This is a genomic window from Neptunitalea lumnitzerae, assembly GCF_027924185.1.
Taxonomy (GTDB): domain Bacteria; phylum Bacteroidota; class Bacteroidia; order Flavobacteriales; family Flavobacteriaceae; genus Neptunitalea; species Neptunitalea lumnitzerae.
Genome location: NZ_BRVO01000002.1, coordinates 746,526 through 764,933, shown reverse-complemented (window position 1 = coordinate 764,933; position 18,408 = coordinate 746,526). Strand labels below are relative to the sequence as shown.

At 32.3% G+C, this 18,408-nt stretch carries 17 protein-coding genes; 6 read left to right on the top strand and 11 right to left on the bottom strand.

What is annotated here, in order from left to right:
- Window position 1: 1 nt before the first annotated feature.
- Genes Y10_RS10575 through Y10_RS10565 form a run of 3 tightly spaced genes read left to right on the top strand, consistent with a single transcriptional unit; the run spans window position 2 to window position 2,276 of the window.
- Entirely contained in the window at window positions 2-808 is an 807-nt protein-coding gene (locus tag Y10_RS10575) for an ion transporter (protein WP_281765356.1), read from the top strand.
- 33 nt (window positions 809-841) lie between these two features.
- Window positions 842-1,753: a tRNA (adenosine(37)-N6)-dimethylallyltransferase MiaA gene (gene miaA, locus Y10_RS10570; RefSeq protein WP_281765355.1), complete on the top strand. Its 912-nt coding sequence runs from the start codon at window positions 842-844 to the stop codon at window positions 1,751-1,753.
- A 7-nt stretch (window positions 1,754-1,760) separates the two neighbouring features.
- The gene (locus Y10_RS10565; RefSeq protein WP_281765354.1) at window positions 1,761-2,276 is read left to right on the top strand and encodes a DUF3124 domain-containing protein; all 516 of its coding nucleotides are present in this window, start codon (window positions 1,761-1,763) and stop codon (window positions 2,274-2,276) included.
- A 55-nt stretch (window positions 2,277-2,331) separates the two neighbouring features.
- Here the strand turns inward: Y10_RS10565 and Y10_RS10560 are convergent, their stop codons facing one another.
- The 7 genes from Y10_RS10560 to Y10_RS10530 form a co-directional block, all read right to left on the bottom strand.
- Window positions 2,332-3,042: a response regulator transcription factor gene (locus tag Y10_RS10560; protein WP_281765353.1), complete on the bottom strand. Its 711-nt coding sequence runs from the start codon at window positions 3,040-3,042 to the stop codon at window positions 2,332-2,334.
- A gap of 7 nt (window positions 3,043-3,049) precedes the next feature.
- Window positions 3,050-4,615: a sensor histidine kinase gene (locus Y10_RS10555; RefSeq protein ID WP_281765352.1), complete on the bottom strand. Its 1,566-nt coding sequence runs from the start codon at window positions 4,613-4,615 to the stop codon at window positions 3,050-3,052.
- A 72-nt stretch (window positions 4,616-4,687) separates the two neighbouring features.
- Complete coding sequence (gene coaE / locus Y10_RS10550; RefSeq protein ID WP_281765351.1) at window positions 4,688-5,278, bottom strand: dephospho-CoA kinase; 591 nt, start codon at window positions 5,276-5,278, stop codon at window positions 4,688-4,690.
- A gap of 2 nt (window positions 5,279-5,280) precedes the next feature.
- The gene (locus Y10_RS10545; protein ID WP_281765350.1) at window positions 5,281-6,243 is read right to left on the bottom strand and encodes a CdaR family protein; all 963 of its coding nucleotides are present in this window, start codon (window positions 6,241-6,243) and stop codon (window positions 5,281-5,283) included.
- A 4-nt stretch (window positions 6,244-6,247) separates the two neighbouring features.
- Window positions 6,248-7,249: a glycosyltransferase gene (locus Y10_RS10540; RefSeq protein ID WP_281765349.1), complete on the bottom strand. Its 1,002-nt coding sequence runs from the start codon at window positions 7,247-7,249 to the stop codon at window positions 6,248-6,250.
- Window positions 7,250-7,319: 70 nt separating this feature from the next.
- A complete protein-coding gene (locus tag Y10_RS10535) occupies window positions 7,320-10,220 on the bottom strand; it encodes a T9SS type A sorting domain-containing protein (protein WP_281765348.1) in 2,901 nt (966 codons plus the stop codon).
- Between the two features lie 169 nt (window positions 10,221-10,389).
- Window positions 10,390-11,844, bottom strand: a complete 1,455-nt coding sequence (locus Y10_RS10530; RefSeq protein ID WP_281765347.1) for a TonB-dependent receptor — start codon at window positions 11,842-11,844, stop codon at window positions 10,390-10,392.
- Window positions 11,845-11,929: 85 nt separating this feature from the next.
- Here Y10_RS10530 and Y10_RS10525 point away from each other — a divergent pair, with 85 nt between their 5' ends.
- The 3 genes from Y10_RS10525 to Y10_RS10515 are packed head-to-tail and all read left to right on the top strand — an operon-like array spanning window position 11,930 to window position 14,192.
- The gene (locus Y10_RS10525; RefSeq protein ID WP_281765346.1) at window positions 11,930-12,691 is read left to right on the top strand and encodes an MBL fold metallo-hydrolase; all 762 of its coding nucleotides are present in this window, start codon (window positions 11,930-11,932) and stop codon (window positions 12,689-12,691) included.
- Window positions 12,692-12,709: 18 nt separating this feature from the next.
- Window positions 12,710-13,219 carry a hydrolase gene (locus tag Y10_RS10520; protein ID WP_281765345.1) on the top strand — a complete coding sequence of 170 codons (510 nt, stop codon included), beginning with the start codon at window positions 12,710-12,712 and terminating at the stop codon, window positions 13,217-13,219.
- A gap of 19 nt (window positions 13,220-13,238) precedes the next feature.
- The gene (locus tag Y10_RS10515) at window positions 13,239-14,192 is read left to right on the top strand and encodes a TerC/Alx family metal homeostasis membrane protein (protein WP_281765344.1); all 954 of its coding nucleotides are present in this window, start codon (window positions 13,239-13,241) and stop codon (window positions 14,190-14,192) included.
- A gap of 16 nt (window positions 14,193-14,208) precedes the next feature.
- On the opposite strand, the gene Y10_RS10510 is transcribed toward Y10_RS10515, so the two are convergent.
- The 4 genes from Y10_RS10510 to Y10_RS10495 are packed head-to-tail and all read right to left on the bottom strand — an operon-like array spanning window position 14,209 to window position 18,357.
- Entirely contained in the window at window positions 14,209-14,862 is a 654-nt protein-coding gene (locus Y10_RS10510) for an alpha/beta hydrolase (protein ID WP_281765343.1), read from the bottom strand.
- Window positions 14,855-15,175, bottom strand: a complete 321-nt coding sequence (locus Y10_RS10505; protein ID WP_281765342.1) for a DUF4870 domain-containing protein — start codon at window positions 15,173-15,175, stop codon at window positions 14,855-14,857. Before Y10_RS10505 ends, Y10_RS10510 begins: the two co-directional genes overlap by 8 nt.
- Window positions 15,176-15,181: 6 nt before the next feature.
- Complete coding sequence (locus Y10_RS10500; RefSeq protein WP_281765341.1) at window positions 15,182-16,432, bottom strand: dihydroorotase; 1,251 nt, start codon at window positions 16,430-16,432, stop codon at window positions 15,182-15,184.
- Window positions 16,429-18,357: a BatA domain-containing protein gene (locus tag Y10_RS10495; RefSeq protein ID WP_281765340.1), complete on the bottom strand. Its 1,929-nt coding sequence runs from the start codon at window positions 18,355-18,357 to the stop codon at window positions 16,429-16,431. Before Y10_RS10495 ends, Y10_RS10500 begins: the two co-directional genes overlap by 4 nt.
- Window positions 18,358-18,408: the final 51 nt, after the last annotated feature.

Here is an 18,408-nt window from a genome sequence, read left to right as displayed (position 1 = left end):
TATGCAACAAAGAAATTGGAAAAAGCAGCTCTATGAAGTTATTTATGAAGCAGATACAGCTGCTGGTAAATGGTTTGATATAGTACTGCTTTTTTTAATTGGAGTAAGCATTGCCTTGGTAATGCTAGAGTCTGTTGCTTCTATAGAGGCTCACTACGGAGATCTATTTTTAGTATTAGAATGGATTATTACTATTTTATTTTCGATTGAGTATATTTTAAGAATTGTTTGTATTAAGAAACCTTTAAAATATGTTTTTAGTTTTTACGGAATTATAGACTTTATATCTACTATACCATTATACCTTTCTTACTTTTTTGTGGGTTCTCATGTGCTAATAGCATTTAGAGCATTACGCTTATTGCGTGTGTTCAGAATTTTAAAACTGGTTAGGTTTTTAGGAGAAGCAGCCCAGTTAAAAGAAGCTATAAGAGCTAGTAGAACTAAAATATTGGTGTTTATTTATACGGTATTAATCATATCGGTTATTTTAGGAACCATCATGTATTTGGTGGAAGGTGCCGAAAGTGGTTTTACTAGCATACCAAGAAGTATTTATTGGACTATAGTTACATTAACTACAGTTGGTTATGGAGATATTGCTCCGGCAACTAATTTAGGCCAGTTTTTAGCTTCATTAATCATGATTTTAGGTTATGGTATTATAGCAGTACCAACAGGTATTGTAACGGTAGAATTTGCTAAGCAGTCTAAAGTGCAAACCAATACGCAGGTGTGTAGTAATTGTCATAAAGATGATCATAGAGATGAAGCCGAATATTGTTATAATTGTGGTGAGAAATTATAAGTAGAAGTTTGAGCTACTAAAAATGTATACGAGTTGAATACGAAAGGGAAAAAATATATTATTTGTGTAGTAGGTCCTACAGCTATTGGTAAAACAGCTTTGGGTATTAAGTTGGCTAATCATTATCATACAGATATTTTATCTGCAGATTCCAGACAGTTTTTTAGAGAAATGGAAATCGGTACGGCTGTACCTTCAAAAGACGAGTTAGCTGCCGCTAAACATCATTTTATACAGCATATAAGTATACAAGAGCCTTATAGTGTGGGCGATTTTGAAAGAGATGCTATTGCTAATTTGAATGAATTATTTACAACTAAAGATGTTGTAATTGTAGTTGGAGGGAGTGGCTTATATGTTGATGCAGTTACTAAGGGATTGGATTATTTTCCGGATGTAGACCCAGCTATTAGAGCTACCTTGAATACAAAAAATATAGAGGAATTACAGCAAAAGTTATTAGCATTAGATCCTGAATATTATGAGAAAGTAGATATTGCTAACCCACATAGATTAATACGGGCTTTAGAGATTTGTATAGGAACGGGTAAACCCTATTCTTCATTTCTGAATAAAGGAAAAGAAAAACGAAATTTTGAAGTAATTTATGTTGGCTTAGAAGCAGAACGTTCTATCATATACAACAGAATAAACCAAAGGGTTGATATTATGTTGGAGAATGGATTATTAGATGAGGTGAAGCGGTTAGCGCCTTACAAACATTTAAATGCATTGCAAACAGTTGGGTACCGTGAGTTTTATGAGTATTTAAATGGTACGTATGATTTGCCTACTGCAATAGAAGAAGTGAAGAAAAACACTCGTAGGTTTGCTAAACGACAATTAACCTGGTTTAGAAAAAATGAAGCAATTCTTTGGTTCAATTATCAGGAATCTATAGCGGAGATTACAGAAAAATTAGATACCTTACTTACAGTTAATTAATTTGGCTATGAAAACTATATTTTTTTCGTTGGTAATGGTGTTACTACTAGGTGTAGGTTGTTCAGATACTACCAATAAAGTTAAGAAGAGCTCAGGAAGTTTGGAGGAGAAGATAAAGGAGCATTATACCAATGATGCTATTGATACGCTTCAAACAACAAAGTTTTATGTGCCAGTGTATTCAGAGATTTATAGTTCTTCTGAGAATATGAAAATACCTTTAACGATTACCTTGAGTGTTAGAAATACAAGTACCACAGAAAAAAATTATATCCGTACTGTGGCTTATTATAATACACATGGTAAAGAAATTAAGCATTATTTAGAAAAACCGATTGTATTGAATCCTTTAGAAACAATGGATTTTGTAGTTGAGGAAAAGGACAAGGAGGGTGGTACAGGAGCTAATTTTTTAATTGAAGGTAATTTTAAGAATACAGTTCCGGTAATTCAAGCAGTAATGATAGGAACACTCAATCAACAGGGTATTTCTTATTTAACAGAAGGAATTGAGGTAAAATAAAAAAGAAAAGCACTGTAAACTACAGTGCTTTTCTTTTTTTATATATTTTGATAGATTAAGCTTCGCTTTTAATTACTAAACGGAAACCTTCTCCATGAATGTTCAAAATTTCAACATCTTCGTCTTGTTTAAGATACTTTCTTAATTTGGCAATATAAACGTCCATACTTCTTGAAGTAAAGTAGTTATCGTCTCTCCAAATTTTAGTTAATGCTAACTCACGAGGCATTAAATCATTTTCATGTAATGCTAACAAACGTAGCAACTCATTTTCTTTAGGTGATAATTTTATTGGCTCTTCCTGTTCAAAAGTTAAGAATCTTAACTTTGAGTTTAAGTGGAATTTACCAATAGTAAATTCAAATTGTTTGCTATCTGCAATAGAGTCTACAGACTTTCTACTTATAATACTTTGAATTTTAGCAAGCAGTACTTCAGAATCAAAAGGTTTGTTTAAGTAATCATCAGCACCAACCTTATAACCTTTTAAAACATCTTCTTTCATTGTTTTAGCAGTTAAGAAGATGATAGGAACGTTTTCATTTTTTTCTCTAATCTCTTTGGCTAATGTAAAACCATCTTTATATGGCATCATTACATCTAAAATACAAAGGTCATAGTTATCTTTTTTAAACTTTTCGAATCCTTCCATTCCGTTCTTAGCCAATACTACGTCAAAATCGTTCATAGATAAATAATCTTTTAGAACAATTCCGAAGTTAGGATCGTCTTCTACTAATAAAATCTTTTTGTTAACTGTCTCCATAGTTTTTTTAAATTAAAGGTAACTTTATATAAAAGGTACTTCCTTTGCCTTTCTCACTCTCTGCATATACCTCTCCTTGGTGATCTTCTACTATTTTCTTAACATACGCCAGACCTAAACCATGTCCTTTAACGTTATGAATGTCTCCCGTATGTTCTCTATAAAATTTTTCAAAAGCTCTTTTTAATACAGCTTTACTCATACCAATACCTTGATCTTGAATTTTAATAACGATACTGTTTTTTACTACTTCTGTAAACACATCTATTTTAGGTGGTCCCTCAGAGTATTTTACTGCGTTATCTAATATGTTAACCAAAATATTGGTGAAATGAACATCATTAGCCAGTATGTCTGACCGTTCTGCATTCAAATGTTCATTAATATAACCGCCTTTGTCTTCTACAATTAATAAAACATGCGTTATAGCATCTTCTATTAAGTCATGCGCATCTAAACGTTCTTTAGAAATATTAAGTTGATTTTTCTCTAATCTTGAGATTCTTAAAACATTTTCAACTTGCGCATGCATACGTTTATTTTCTTCTCTAATAACTTTTAAATAATGCTCTAACTTTTTAGGGTCTGCCATTATTTTAGGTGATTTTACAGAATCTAAAGCCAAATTAATAGTAGCAATTGGAGTTTTAAACTCATGCGTCATATTGTTTATAAAGTCAGTTTTGATTTCTGAAATCTGACGTTGACGTAACAATTGTAAAAGAGCACTAGAATACGCTATTATAATAATTAAGGTAAAGGCAATAGATAAAACTACCATTACTATAATAGAAGAAATTAGATATCTCTTTTTGTTAGGGAAACTAACAATTAAATCATATTCACTTTTATTATCGTTATCAGTGAATAAGGGTGTTGAGTATTGATTTCTTTTAGCAATTTCAAAATTCTCTGATCTAATTTTTGTTGCCAAAGCATCACTATATACACCAAATTCAAAAGCAAGATCTAAATTTCTTTCTTTAAGTTCTTTAGATAACAAAGCTTTAATTTCTTCTACAGAGGTTCTTCTGGTAATTGGAAACGATTTAATGACATCTTTGTAGGTTGTCATAAACATAGCCTTATCCAGGTCACTCAGCCTTCTAATTTTGCTAATATTCTCTTGTGATGAATTGATGCGTGTGTTATCTATAACATCGGTACCTTCAGTAGTGAAAGTACTTATATTATAATATCGCTTAAGCTGTATAGAATCTAAACTATTTTCAAAGAGCGGTGAGTATCCAAAATCCTCTTCAAATATTTCATTCGAATAAATGTAAGGTTGATTCGTTTTTTGGTCAATGCCTTTTAAAAATAATTGTTTAATAGACTTTATGGTTGGTTCTAAAGAATCAATGTCACTGTTAATTAACCGTTCTATAAATAACTTAGTTTCACGGTTTTGTATCTCATCTGCAACACTGGTTAAAGCCAACGACACATTCATGGAAAATTGGTCTTCCTTATCATCTACCGATGTTTTAATCCAATATCCCTGAACAAATATAATTCCTATGAGCGACAGGCTCATTAGAATAACCAACAATACGAATAATTTCTTACCCATCGGACCAAAATTAACAGTTTAATTTTAACATTTCAGGCCTTTTAACCTAACCTTAACAATAATGTTAAAAGATTAAAGTGTGTTCTTTTTTTTATAAAGTAATTGGTGTAATTCCTTAACCTGTTGTAGTGTACTTGTTAAATTGGTATTTTCTATGATATAGTGAGAAAGTGGAATTTTTTGCTCGTCTGTCCACTGGTTTTTCATCCGTTCTAAAACGGCTTCTTTTGTAGTGTTGTCACGCTCTATAACCCTGTTTATCTTTACTTCTAGCGGAGCTGTTACGGTAATTATTACATCTGTTTTTTTGTATTCGCCAGTTTCAAAAAGAATAGCAGATTCTTTAATAACAAATGGAGTAGTTTGTTGGTTGTACCATTGTTCAAAATGTTTTTTAACTTCTGGATGAACAATAGCATTTAGTTGGTTTAATAATTCTTTATTATTAAAAACCTTTTTAGCTATAAATGCTCTGTTGATGATATTATTATTTACAGCTTCTGCTCCAAATAAATCAGCAAGTTTATGTTTAATACTAGCTGAAGTATCCATAAGCTTTTTAGCTTCTATATCTGAAATGTAAACTGGTACACCTAAATCCTTAAACATTTTTGCTACGGTTGTTTTACCGCTACCTATACCACCTGTTATGCCAACAATCATAATTACATTTTTCTAATTAGTACTTGAAAATTATCATCGTTGATTTTTACAACATCAATATTTTTAGGTTTAGTTCTTACTTTGGTTTTTACAAAAGTAGAAGTAGAGTCTATATTGTTATAATCACAAATAAGATCAAAATCGTTTACTGAAGCCGCTTTGAGTTCTTCAATATTACCTTTACATACAACTTTTACTGCTTCAGGAAAAGATTTGATAGACACATGATCAGGTACATTTATAAACCTCACAGGAAGTTCAAAAACCTTTTCAGAAAACCGCTCTACAGAGCCACTAATGGTTACTGTATTTTGAGAATAATTGATTTCTTTATTTTTAGCAGGGGTAAGTTTTACAGTTTTTTCAAAATCATCAAAAACATCTTCCAAGCTTATGTATTCAGTATTTACAGTACTCAACGAGTCTAAAAACTCGGAAGGGCCATAAGCTGTTATAAAATTAGGAGATACCTTTACAGAATCACTAAGCTGATAACCATTTCTATAGATAAGTTGTACGGTAGGTATTACTTCAATCTCTTTACTGGTAAGGGTATCTACGGTAACATTTACTTTTTCGGGGGTTACGCCTAAAACGTTACTTCTTTTAAAAGTTTGTCTTTGCATGGCGTTTTTATATCTGTTGTTCCCTAAATCAATAACAATATCTTGATCTCCTAAATCAGTTATATCTATATTAAATTCGTTCGAAGTTAAATTATATTTTAATAGCTGAAATCCGGTAGATTTAATTAAAACACTAACTGTTTTAGTGGTTTGATTGGTTATGATTTTTTGTTTGTCGGTTTCATAAAACTTAAGAGTAACATCATAGTTTTGCTGATATTCTTTTGAAAGCTTTATGAGCAACCAAATAATAGAAGAGAAGCCTAAAAAAACTAAAAAGGTAGCAGTCTTTTTATTTTTTATAACTGTTTTAATCGATTTTTTATTTTTCTCTTTCATACGCTTATTTAAAGAAAACTTTTGGAAATAATTCTTGTGGTTCTTTATGATATAAAGTTAGCATAATATTTGCCTTTAAAAAAGCATATCCGTAACCACTAAATTGAATTATAACGGCTACTAAAGATAATATAGCTATTTGTAAACTTTTATTTTTTAACAAACTTTCAGAAAATAATAATAAAAAATAGAAGCTATAACAGTACAATAGATAAGGTATACCAAAAAAACTAAGTAAAACACTTAGCGTTAAGCCTACTACAAATACACTTGGGAACCAGTAGGTTATTTTTTTACTATCAGGATGCCAGTGATTTAATATAGGTCTTGTTAACCCAAACTTATATACTTGTTGATAGAACTTTTTCCAAGAAATTCTTCTTTTGTGGTACACAAAAGCATTGTCTATGTAGGCAGTATCAAAGCCGGCTTTCCAAATTCTTATGGTAAGATCAGGGTCTTCACCAGGATGTATTTTTCCAAATCCTCCAGTGGCTTCAAAAGCTTTTTTAGAAATGCCCATGTTAAAGCTACGAGGTTGGAATTTGTTGACTGATTTTTTACTTCCTCTAATGCCTCCAGTAGTTAAGAAGGACGTCATACTATAACTAATAGCTTTTTGCAGTATAGAGAAAGAGGTATGTTCTGCATCTCTACCTCCAAAACATTCTACATAATTGTTTTCTAAATACTGGTGCGCATTGTATAGATAATCTGGAGGAATAATACAATCGGAATCTAATATAATGTAGTAATTACCTTTTGCTATAGCCATGCCGTAGTTTCTAGAAGCACCTGGGCCAGAATTAGGCTTAAAATAATAAGAAATATTTAGCTTGTCTGTGTAGTTAGCAACCACCTCTTCAGAGGTTAGGGTAGAGCCATCTTCAACAATTACTATTTCATATTCTTTTGTGTAGGTTTGCTTGGTTAAGCTTTCTAATAACTCGTCTACTTCTTCTGGTCTGTTAAAAACCGGAATTACCAATGAAAAATATAGTTCCATGCGGCAAATGTAACCATAAAAAAAAAGCTACCGTAATACGGTAGCTTTTATAATATAAAATTGTGGAAAATTATTTCTTAACAATCTTAATTGTTTTTGAAGTGTTATTTATAATAACATTTACAAAATAAGTTCCAGGTACTACAGCAGTCATATCTAACTCGTAGTTATTAGCTCCTGGAGTAACATTTAATACTTTTTGACCGATAAGGTTATAAACGTTAACAGCCTCAATAGTATTTTCAGCTTTTAAGTTAAGTACATTATTTACCGGGTTAGGGAAATAAGTAAACTGATTATCTGTAAAGCTATCTAAACTTAAAGAGTTAGAGGTCCATAATGCAATGGTAAAATCTGGTGCAGTAGTGGTGGTACTACTATAATTATATACTCTAACATAATAGGTTTGTCCTACCACAAAATCATTTCTAGAGATTCTAGGGTTTCCTGTAGCATAAGTATAATCGTCATTCTCAATAGAAGTAAGTCCATTACAATCACCAGAGAATAATTCAATCACACCATCAAAATCATCGGTAACATCAATAGTAATGTCAGTTGTAGTAGCTACAAAACTGAACCATACATCATCATTAGCTGTACCTGTTGGTGCTGTGATACCAGAATTTGTAGCACTAGCAATGGTACCAGGTATTTGAGTGGCATCTGCTAATGTAGCAATGTTTTCTTCAACAGTTAAAGTAAATGCACCATCACAGTCATCATTAGCAGGAGGAGCAGGAGGTGTACTGATACATAGGTCAAAAGTATTGTTTTGAATGGACTCATACCAACCATATACACGTACATAGTATGTGTTACCAATTGTTAATCCACTTACTTGGAATGAATTTGGGTCACTATCATCAACTAATGCAAGTGCGTTACATCCGTTTGTACCATCATATAATCCCATTCCCATATCTGTACTAGTGGAGGTACCACCACCTATGTTGGTAACATTACTTAAAGAAATAGTATGTTGTTCACTTGTAGCTTCAAAGTAATACCATACATCGGTATTAGGGTAACCTGTAACATCATCTGCTTGTGCAGATGCCGAAGCTCCTAACGTTGTGCCAGAAGTAGTAATGGTACAGCTATCATCAGTATTCACTGTTAATTCAATTGCATTAGCGCAGTCATCATTAGCAGGAGGTGTAGGTAGCGTAGTAAAGCTATATGGGCCTACCCATCCACTAACGTCAGTGTCATTCATACCACAGTCAGATCTTACGTAGAAATCGTAATCTGTTTCTAAAGATAATCCTGTTAATTCATAAGGATTATCCATGGTATCATTTACATTTGGAGTACCTGTAGGAGTAAATCCTGCAACGCCCCATTCGATATCCCAATTAGCAGCAGATCCGTTTTCATTCCATTCTAACCATGCAGAAGTAGAATATAAGCTAGCTACGCCTAAATCTGATGGATCTGGACAAGCAGGAAGATCAGAAATACAAAATTCATATGCATCAGCATCATAATCTTCTGTCCAAACTTGTAAAATATAGGTTGTATTAGCTTGTAAAACATTAATTAGGTTTTCACCTGAATCTAAACCAGCTTGGCAATATACTTCAGAACCTCCACAGCTATCATAAATAGCTATTTCTACATATGAACTTGTTCCTGTGGTAACTTCAAGAGTTATTCCATCTGTACTATTAGTGGTAAAACTATACCAAACATCTTTTTCGTCATTGTCAAATCCTTCACAACTACCAACAACACCACTGTCAGTAGCATAAGTATTATCAAAACTAACAGAATTACAAGCGCCGTATGCTCCTACAGAAATAACGTCTGCATTAGCACAGTCATTATTAGCAGGTGGTGATGGAGGTGTTCCAACACAAACGTCAAAAGTTGTATTTTGAATAGAATCCCAATAACCAAAAACTCTAAGGTAGTAATCAGTTCCAACTGTTAAACCTGAAGCTTGAAAGCTATTTGGGTCACTACCTTCAATTAAAGTAAGTGCACTACAACCAGCTGATCCGTCATACAGTCCCATAGCCATGTCTGTACTGCTATCATCACTTCCGATAACAGATATAACGTTACTTAATGAGATATTATGAACAGTACTAGTAGCTGTAAAATAAAACCATACATCGTTGTTTGGTGTACCTGGAACATCATCTGTTTGAGAAGAAGCAGTAGCACCAACAGTAAGACCTGAAGTAACAACACCACAGTTTTCATCTGCATTTACTGTTAATTCAATAGCATCAGCGCACTCGTCATTTGTAGCAGGACATATATATCCGAATGTACCTAAGTCCAAGTCACAAGCACTATCTGAATGTGTAAAGGTAAGACCTACATTATTTCCTATCGTAAAAGGACCAACAGATGTAATACCTGTAGTAGTAACAGGCCATGTATTTGTGCCATCTGTAATAGATACACCATCGTTAAGAGAAGTAACATCTACATCTACATAGAATTCTGAAGTTGTACAATCAGTAGCACCAATTGCCGTAGAAGCAACAGCTTGTGTACAATTTAATTCAGTTAGGTCAAATGTATATGAAAAGCTCTGAGGTGATGCCCAAGTAGAAAAAACAATATAATATGTTACAAAAGCATCTAAACTAACCTGTAAGCTCATGTCTCCACTGCTACTTGAGTTTCCTAAAAAGTCAACACAAGAAGTGTTAGCGTCATCAATTAAACCATCAAAAACATGAATACCTGCATAGGTATTGCTAATATTACTAAGTGAAATGATAAAAGTACCGTCTGTTAATGGAGTGTAAGCATACACAACATCGTCTCCACTTAAATAGTAATTTGAGCAAGGACTGTCACCGTTATCATAGTTATCTCCATAATTGGAGGTGTCATCTGTGGTGTTATATGGAAGTGAAGCAATTTCTATAGGATCTGTGAAGTCAGTTCCTTGAGAAAAACCATATAACCCGCAAAATAATAAAAGTAAATAAGTAGTAAATTTTTGCATATTTTGTTATATAATTATTAATAAAATGCAAAATTACTTAAAATATAACTTTTACTTATGTTAAAGTAGTTTTTTTAACAGGGTAGAATGTGTAAATGCTTACAGTTCAGAAAAATAAAAAGGTATAGAATTTCTATTCTATACCTTTTTTACACGTAAGTATTCATTTTTATGTAGTTTCTTCGGTAGTGCTTTTTGCAGGATATCCAAAAAGGCCTTTTTTCATAATTAATTCTGCAATACCCTCTGGTAACATATCTTGCCAATCGTTACTACCTTCTTCAATTTTAAGAAGTACTTCTCTTGAGAAAATATCTAATGATTCAGGATCAAAATTAGTGATGTCTACAACTTTACCATTAAACTTAAAGAACTTATAAAGCTCTTTCATTCTAGGATGTACTTTTAGACTATCACTATCTATAATTTGGCCCGTTTCGCTATCTTTCATAGGGTGTAGGTAAACTTTAAGGTCTCGGTAGAACAATTTACCAAAAGCCTCTAAGATACCACCACTAAGATGACGATAATAGTTTTCGTTAAAAATTTCTACTAAGTTGTTTACCCCCATAGCTAATCCCATTCTAGCTTTGGTGTAATTAGAGAAATATTCTACAACACGATAGTATTCTTTAAAGTTAGATATCATTACCGTTTGCCCTAATGAACAAAGTAAATCAGCTCTATCAATAAAATCTTCCTCATCAATTTCTCCCATTGATTTAAGGTTGGAGAGTGTAATTTCAAAAATTACTTCAGCCTTATCTCTATCTACTTTATTTTCTGCAAGGAACATTTCATAAGATTCCTTGTACATACTCATATTTACTTTGGTAACGGGTCTAAAACTACCGCGTAATGCCAATACATTCTTTTTGTATAGCAAGGCAGCTGGTAAAATGTTTTTTCCAAACTTGTCAAACATAACCGCCTCGGTCATTCCGTTTTTAACTAGTTGTAAACTCATTAAACGGTTGTCTACATCTTTAAATCTAGGACCAGAAAAGTTAATAGTATCTATTTCAATAGTATCTCTTTCTAAGTGGTCATAGAGGTATTTTAAAAGCTTTTTAGGTTTGTTATGCTTGTAAAAAGCTCCATAAATTAGGTTAACTCCTAATTTTCCTAATGTTTCCTGTTGAAGTCTGGCCTCCGTTTGGTGAAAACGAATATGAAGTATAATTTCGTTATAATCTTCTTGGTGGTCTACTTGATAGCGTATACCAACCCATCCGTGGCCTTTATACTTTTTTGCAAAATCGATAGTAGCAACGGTGTTTGCGTAAGCAAAAAATAATCTTTCTGGGTATTTATGTCTAAGTCGCTCTTCCATTAAGTTCATTTCATGACTTAACATTTTTTTCAAGCGAGGCTCGGTTACATACCTTCCATCATCTTCGTTGCCATAAATGGCATCACTAAAATCTTTGTCATAAGCACTCATTGCTTTTGCTATGGTACCAGATGCGCCACCGGCTCTAAAAAAGTTTCGCACCGTTTCTTGTCCTGCACCAATTTCAGCAAAAGTTCCGTAAATCTCGTTGTTTAAGTTTATGCGTAACGACTTAGCTTTTATTGAAGGGATGTTTTCAATTTCTTTATCTCCTTTAAGTATAATAGCCATTTTTGTTTGTTCTGGTTTTCACAAAGTTAAAAAGTTTCGGCATGTATTCATTAAAAAACTCATAAATTTGACTAAAAATAGTGTCATGGAAGTTACGTTTTTAGGGACGGGTACCTCTCAAGGAATTCCTATTATAGGTAGTGATCATCCGGTATGTTTAAGTGAAGATAGTAGAGATAAACGATTAAGAGTTTCTGTTTTAGTAGAATGGGATGATTTTTCTTATGTGATAGATTGCGGGCCAGATTTTAGAATACAGATGTTGCAGAATAACGTAAAAAAAGTAGATGGTATTTTGTTTACCCATGAGCATGCAGACCATACTGCGGGGCTAGATGATATAAGACCTTTTTTCTTTAGACAAGGAGATATACCTATCTATGCACATCCACGTGTTTTAGAACAATTGAAAATTAGGTTTGCGTATATTTTTGCTACTGAAAACAGATATCCTGGTGCTCCTGCTGTTAAAGAATTTGTAATAGATAACCAACCTTTTAAAATAGGTAATACCTTTGTAACACCTATAAATGCAATGCATAACAGGTTGCAAGTGTATGGTTTTCGATTTTTTGATTTTGCTTATTTAACCGATGTGAAAACTATTGAAGATAGCGAGGTTGAAAAGTTGAAAAATTTAAAGGTTTTAGTGGTGAATGCCTTGAGAATAGAACCGCACCATTCGCATTTTAATTTGGAAGAAGCACTTGAATTTGTTGAAAAAGTAAAGCCTGAAAGAACTTATTTTACTCATATAAGCCATTTGTTAGGTTTTCATGCAGAGGTAGAAGAAAGGCTGCCTGAAAATGTATTTTTAGCATACGATAATTTAAAAATTTCTATATAAAATTTAGACGTAGTTATTATGAAAAAACAAATATTCCTTTACCTTTTCATTTTTGCAGTGTTGCTGTTGCTGTTTCAATTTGTGAATGCTAAAAAGGCTTATGTAGAAACAGGTAATACCATTAATGAATTGCATATAGAAAATAAAAGATTGAAGGAAGACGCTAAGAAACTTCAAGATTCTTTAAAGAGTGTTACTATAACCTTGGCTGATACTGATTATTTTTCTTTAGAAAATGATAACCAGGCACTAGATTATTTTTATGGTAATGATATTCCGGATGTTTCCAAGTTTGTAGCTGATAAATTGATTGAAACAAATACTTTAAATGCAAATGGAAATCCTTTGATACCTTATGTGGGTACTAATGGGACTATGCGTATAAATAAAGTGAAAGTTTTAAATCATAGATGGGTTATTTGTGATTTTACCGATGGTAAGAACTGGGGGCAATTGATGATTGAATATTTTATAAATGATGATAAAACGGTTGATTTTACTACCATAGCACACGTTTTATACTCTTAAGATTTTAGCAAACTATTTTATGATTTGGATTTTATTTATTGGCTTAGTTCTGTTGTTCTTAGCTTTAGATTTAGGTGTGTTTAATAAAAATGCTCATGTAATTTCTAATAAGGAAGCAGGTATTTGGACAGTAGTTTGGGTTTCGGTAGCTATGCTTTTCTCGGTAGCTATTTATTTTATTTATAAAAATGAATGGATAGCTAATGTAGAGGGGTTAACGCCTTCTAAGGCTATGATAAAATATATTACAGGATATTTAATAGAATTATCTTTAAGTGTAGATAATATTTTTGTGATAGCCGTTATATTTTCATCGTTTAAAATTCCTCAAAAATACCAGCATAGAGTTTTGTTTTGGGGTATTTTAGGAGCTATTATTTTTAGAGCCGCTATGATTATTTTTGGGGTTACGCTAATAAATAAGTTTGAGTGGTTAACCTATATTTTTGGCGGATTTTTAATGTATACGGCTATCAAAATGCTATTTTCTGGTCATGAAGAAGGCTATAACCCAAAAGAGTCTTTTTTGTATAAGCAGATCAGTAAAATTATTCCGGTTAGTAAAGAAATTCATAAAGAACATTTTTTTGTTCGTGAAAATGGAAAAAGGATAGCTACGCCACTTTTAGTAGCGTTAATTATTATAGAGTTTACCGATATTTTGTTTGCCTTAGATAGCATACCGGCTATATTAGGTATTACAAGAGATTCTTTCTTAGTTTTTAGCTCTAATATTATGGCTATTTTAGGGTTACGATCTATGTACTTTTTCTTGGCTAATATGCTGAAGAAATTTGAAATGTTACATTATAGCCTGGTGGTTATTTTATCTTTTGTAGGAGTAAAGTTAATATTAGCAGGGTTTGATATTGAGGTAGAAGAGTGGGTGTCTCTTGTAGTAATTGGTGCATCACTACTTTTTGGTATTCTTTTATCCTTGTTATCAGGAAAAAAGAATACAGAAGCAGAATAGGTTTAAAAAACGGTAATTATTTTACCGTTTCTAACCAGTTTTTAAAAGAATAGAAATTTTGTGGCGCTACACCATGCCCCACAGGATATTCTTCAAAAATATACTTTATAGAAAGTTCATCTAAGGTGTTTTTAGATTTTCTTGCCCATTCAATTGGTAACACTTGATCTACTGTACCATGAGATACGTAAATGTTGAGATTAGAATGATCTTTTTCTTTATAATTAACAGCTAAAAGATCGTTGTTTACATAACCACTTAAGGCAATTACATTTTTAACCTTTTCAGGGTAGGATAGGGCTACAGCGTAACTAAGTATGGTGCCTTGGCTAAAGCCTAATAGGGTAACATTGTTTGGGTTTAAGCTGTATGCTTCGCAAGCTTCTGTAATGAAATTAGCAATAAGGTCTCTAGATTGTCTTGCCTGTTCATCATCACTCCATTTAGCACCATTAATATCAAACTCTAGCGCATACCAAGCATACCCCTGCGGAGGTAGTGGATAAGGAGCCTGAGCAGAGATTATAAAAATGTCTGAAGGCAATTCAGATGCAAAAGAAAATAAATCTTCTTCGTTACTACCATACCCATGAAACATAAATAGTACAGGTGTTTCTGAGGTTACTGTAGTAGCGGGTCTTGTTAAATGATGTAAACTTAAATTATGCATTGTATTTTCCTATTGCGTGAAACCATTTTTGAAAGTATGCCCCAATAATTGGAATAGGCTGTCTTTTTCCTTGAACTGCTGCAACCATACCTATACACCAACAAGCAAAATTTAAAAGCCAAAATCCTAGGCTAATGTATATGTTAACGTATGATATAATTTGTGCAATAAGGAAAATTAGAAACATACCTAGCATTTGACGTACATGGAAAAATACAAGTTCACTTCTTTTTTCCAAGTTCATAAAATAAGCTAAGATGGTTCCTAAAAATGTTAGGTATGATATAATTGCTAACGTTTTATCTTCTTCCATGAATCTTTATTCGATAATCAACTTTGAGTTATTGTAAATTCCGTAAACCTCACCTAATAATTTACTATTTAAAAAGGCACTGTTTTTAGAGCTAGATAAAATATGTTCTTTAGAAAACGTATATTCTTTTATCGGGTTAAATAACGTTAATTGTGCTTTTTCTGAAACCTTGATATGGCTGTTATCAACGTTAAATCGGTCTTTACCTTTGGTTAGTAATTCCACAGCTTTTTGCGCTCCAAATAACTTATTTAATGCACCAAAAGCACTTTCTAAACCAATTGTACCATATTCTGCTAAATCAAATTCTAGCTTTTTGTTTTCAATATCAATAGGGGTGTGGTCTGTGGTTACATAATCAATAATACCTTCAGCAACGGCAGCTTTTAATGTATCTACATCGCTTTGAGTTCTTAATGGAGGCATTACTTTAAATCTAGTGTCAAATTCTTCTAAAGCATCGTCCGTAAAGAATAAATTATGAATTGCCACACTACAAGTAACATCTAATCCTTTTTCTTTAGCAGCTTTAATTAGTTCTACTGAAGCCGTAGTAGAAATAGTAGGTATGTGTAGCTTACCTCCTGTGTATTCTAAAATATATAAATCTCTAGCTACATGTAAAGATTCTGCCAAAGCAGGTATCCCTTTTAACCCTAAACGCGTACTTGCTATATGCTCATTCATTACACCTTTCCCTGCAATTAGTTTTTCATTAGGGAACGACATAATTAGTGCATCAAAATTTTGGGCGTATAACAATGCAATTTTTAATAGATTCGGATTTTCAAGAGGCGTTTTAAAGTCGCCAAATGCAACTGCACCTCCTGAAGCCATGTCATATAATTCAGCAAGGTCAACGCTTTCGCTTTTCATGGTTAAAGCCCCTATAGGGTGTACATTAACTCCTGTATCTTGCGTTTTAGAAATTACATAACTAATAGCCGATTTGTTATCTGTAACTGGTTTTGTTTTAGGGTTTAATAAGATAGAAGTAAAACCACTTTTAGCGGCAGTATACGTACCATTTTCTAGTGTTTCACATTCTTCGTAACCCGGTTCACCAAAACTTACACTACTATCAAACCATCCGTTTGAAACATGTAAATTAGGTAATTCTACTACAGTAGCACCTTCTTCGGTAATGGTATCTTCAATTTTGGTAATGATACCGTCTACTATTAAAATGTCTTTAGTTTGATTGTTATATGTTCCTGAGGAATCTATTATAGTGGCTGACTTTAAAAGCGTTTTCATTTAAGAAATTTTATGATGAACATTTCAATGCACAGGCAAATTATTGCAAAAATAACAAACCATTTCCAAAGCTCGTTATTATTCGTGTCAGATTTTAAATTGTTTAATAAATCTGGAATATTGTTTTGAGTTTCTAAGTTGTAATTGCTTAAGTCAAAGTAGCTTAAATTACCCTCAATTCTTTTATAGTTATAACTAATTGGAGTAAGGCTATTATTATTGTAGCTAATATTGTAATTACCAGATGTTTCGGGTAATTCATTGGTGGTTATACGTACTTTGTTAGGTAGTGCCTTTTGTAAAGGTATAAACGAGGTTTCATTTCCCTTTATCTCTAATACGGTATCTTCTTGTAATTGTGTAGTAACCTCAATATTGTTTGTTTTGTTAATACAATAATATAATGTAGGTAACTGTAAACTTTGCTTTCCTAGATTGTAGAAAGTAGGAACTACTAAATCTCTCAATTCGGTAAAGTTAGTATTATCCTTGTTTAGAGGTGCGGCAAATACACTATAATTACCTTCTGTTGTTAAAAAAGCATTTTGATCTTCTAAGGCTAACGCAATATGTCCTCCTGTTAATTCAAATGACTCCTTTAGGTTGGGATATTGAAAATTGTCTACAGATTTCTCAAATACATTTGAAAACAAAGGATGTTCAAATTTTATATCAGTAATATGCCGTTGCTGGTTATTTAGTTGTTGAAATGTAATATGCGTATCTTGTAATAAACTATTGTATTGTTCTATATTACTTTCTTTAGAAGGTATAACTACAACATGTCCGCCATTACGGGCAAATGTTCTAACCGTATTTATAAAGCCAGAATTAAAATTCTTCAACTCATTTATAACTAGAAGATTTTGATTAGAAATGTTGTTGTAATCAATACTTGTATAGTCTTGAGCTAGGTAATTAAACTCTTCATCATTAGCATATAGTCTGTTTAAAAAATTAGCAGTAGCTTCATTAATAGAGGCTATGTTAATTTTTTCAGGTTTATGAATGCTAAAATATAGTTTGTTATCGTATGGTAAGCTTTCGTCTTCTAAGGCTAAATAACCACTAAACTCGGTGTTTTCTGGTACACTAAAAATAGCTTTAGCCGTTTTATTTTTTTCTATGGAGGTTGCAGTTTTTCCTATGGTTTGCTCTTGGTTAACCAAAGAAATAGTAACATTCTCTACAGGTTCTTGAGAAGAAATTAAAGAAGTTACCTCAATATTCCCAGCCTCTCTTTTAGATATGTAAACTGAATCGATACTAATGTTTTGAAGATACTCAGGTGTTTCTTGAACAAAGTGTGTTTGAATAGTTGATTCTAACGAAAAATTAGGTTCAATTTCTTTTTCTTGAAAGTCTGAAATAAAAATGAAATTCTTTTCGGTGTTGACTTTGCTAGAGAATGAAGAAACTCCTTTCAGGTAAGCTTCTTTATAGGTTAATTGCTCGTTGCTATAGGGTAAATCTAGCAATGTATTTTTAATGTCTGAAAGATTGGTATTACTAAAAGTACTATTGTTAGTAAATAGCGTAAAATTATTACTAGCATCAAGATTGCTAATAATGTTTTGTATGGCTCTTTTAAATAGGGGACCTTTTTTACCTTTAGCTTGCATACTAAAGGAGTTGTCTATATAAATAACTGTTTCTTTTTCTAAGGAAGAAGAAACAGCATTTTTATTAGGTAGAAAAGGTTCTGTAAAGGCAAAAACCAAGGCCGCTAATGCTGCTAATCTAGTGAATAGAATCAACCACTTTTTTAATTTTTCGCTCTTACGTGTTTGTAACTTTATCTCTTTTAAAAATGCAACGTTGGTAAACCAAACTTTTTGAAATTTTCTTAATTGAAATAAATGAACAATAATAGGAATAATAAGTAGTAATAGTGCCCAAAAAAGTTCCGGATGTTTAAACTGCATTCCAAATTATATTATGCTCAAATATAAAGTTATTTTTAAAATAAGTAAATA

Excerpts from the sequence above, each read along its gene's own strand:
- Y10_RS10530 (WP_281765347.1), bottom strand. The coding sequence starts at position 11,844 with ATGGCTATTATACTTAAAGGAGATAAAGAAATTGAAAACATCCCTTCA.
- Y10_RS10565 (WP_281765354.1), top strand. The coding sequence starts at position 1,761 with ATGAAAACTATATTTTTTTCGTTGGTAATGGTGTTACTACTAGGTGTA.
- Y10_RS10510 (WP_281765343.1), bottom strand. The coding sequence starts at position 14,862 with ATGCATAATTTAAGTTTACATCATTTAACAAGACCCGCTACTACAGTA.
- Y10_RS10545 (WP_281765350.1), bottom strand. The coding sequence starts at position 6,243 with ATGAAAGAGAAAAATAAAAAATCGATTAAAACAGTTATAAAAAATAAA.
- Y10_RS10520 (WP_281765345.1), top strand. The coding sequence starts at position 12,710 with ATGAAAAAACAAATATTCCTTTACCTTTTCATTTTTGCAGTGTTGCTG.
- Y10_RS10495 (WP_281765340.1), bottom strand. The coding sequence starts at position 18,357 with ATGCAGTTTAAACATCCGGAACTTTTTTGGGCACTATTACTACTTATT.
- Y10_RS10560 (WP_281765353.1), bottom strand. The coding sequence starts at position 3,042 with ATGGAGACAGTTAACAAAAAGATTTTATTAGTAGAAGACGATCCTAAC.
- Y10_RS10525 (WP_281765346.1), top strand. The coding sequence starts at position 11,930 with ATGGAAGTTACGTTTTTAGGGACGGGTACCTCTCAAGGAATTCCTATT.
- Y10_RS10505 (WP_281765342.1), bottom strand. The coding sequence starts at position 15,175 with ATGGAAGAAGATAAAACGTTAGCAATTATATCATACCTAACATTTTTA.
- Y10_RS10555 (WP_281765352.1), bottom strand. The coding sequence starts at position 4,615 with ATGGGTAAGAAATTATTCGTATTGTTGGTTATTCTAATGAGCCTGTCG.
- Y10_RS10515 (WP_281765344.1), top strand. The coding sequence starts at position 13,239 with ATGATTTGGATTTTATTTATTGGCTTAGTTCTGTTGTTCTTAGCTTTA.
- coaE (WP_281765351.1), bottom strand. The coding sequence starts at position 5,278 with ATGATTGTTGGCATAACAGGTGGTATAGGTAGCGGTAAAACAACCGTA.
- Y10_RS10540 (WP_281765349.1), bottom strand. The coding sequence starts at position 7,249 with ATGGAACTATATTTTTCATTGGTAATTCCGGTTTTTAACAGACCAGAA.
- Y10_RS10575 (WP_281765356.1), top strand. The coding sequence starts at position 2 with ATGCAACAAAGAAATTGGAAAAAGCAGCTCTATGAAGTTATTTATGAA.
- Y10_RS10500 (WP_281765341.1), bottom strand. The coding sequence starts at position 16,432 with ATGAAAACGCTTTTAAAGTCAGCCACTATAATAGATTCCTCAGGAACA.
- Y10_RS10535 (WP_281765348.1), bottom strand. The coding sequence starts at position 10,220 with ATGCAAAAATTTACTACTTATTTACTTTTATTATTTTGCGGGTTATAT.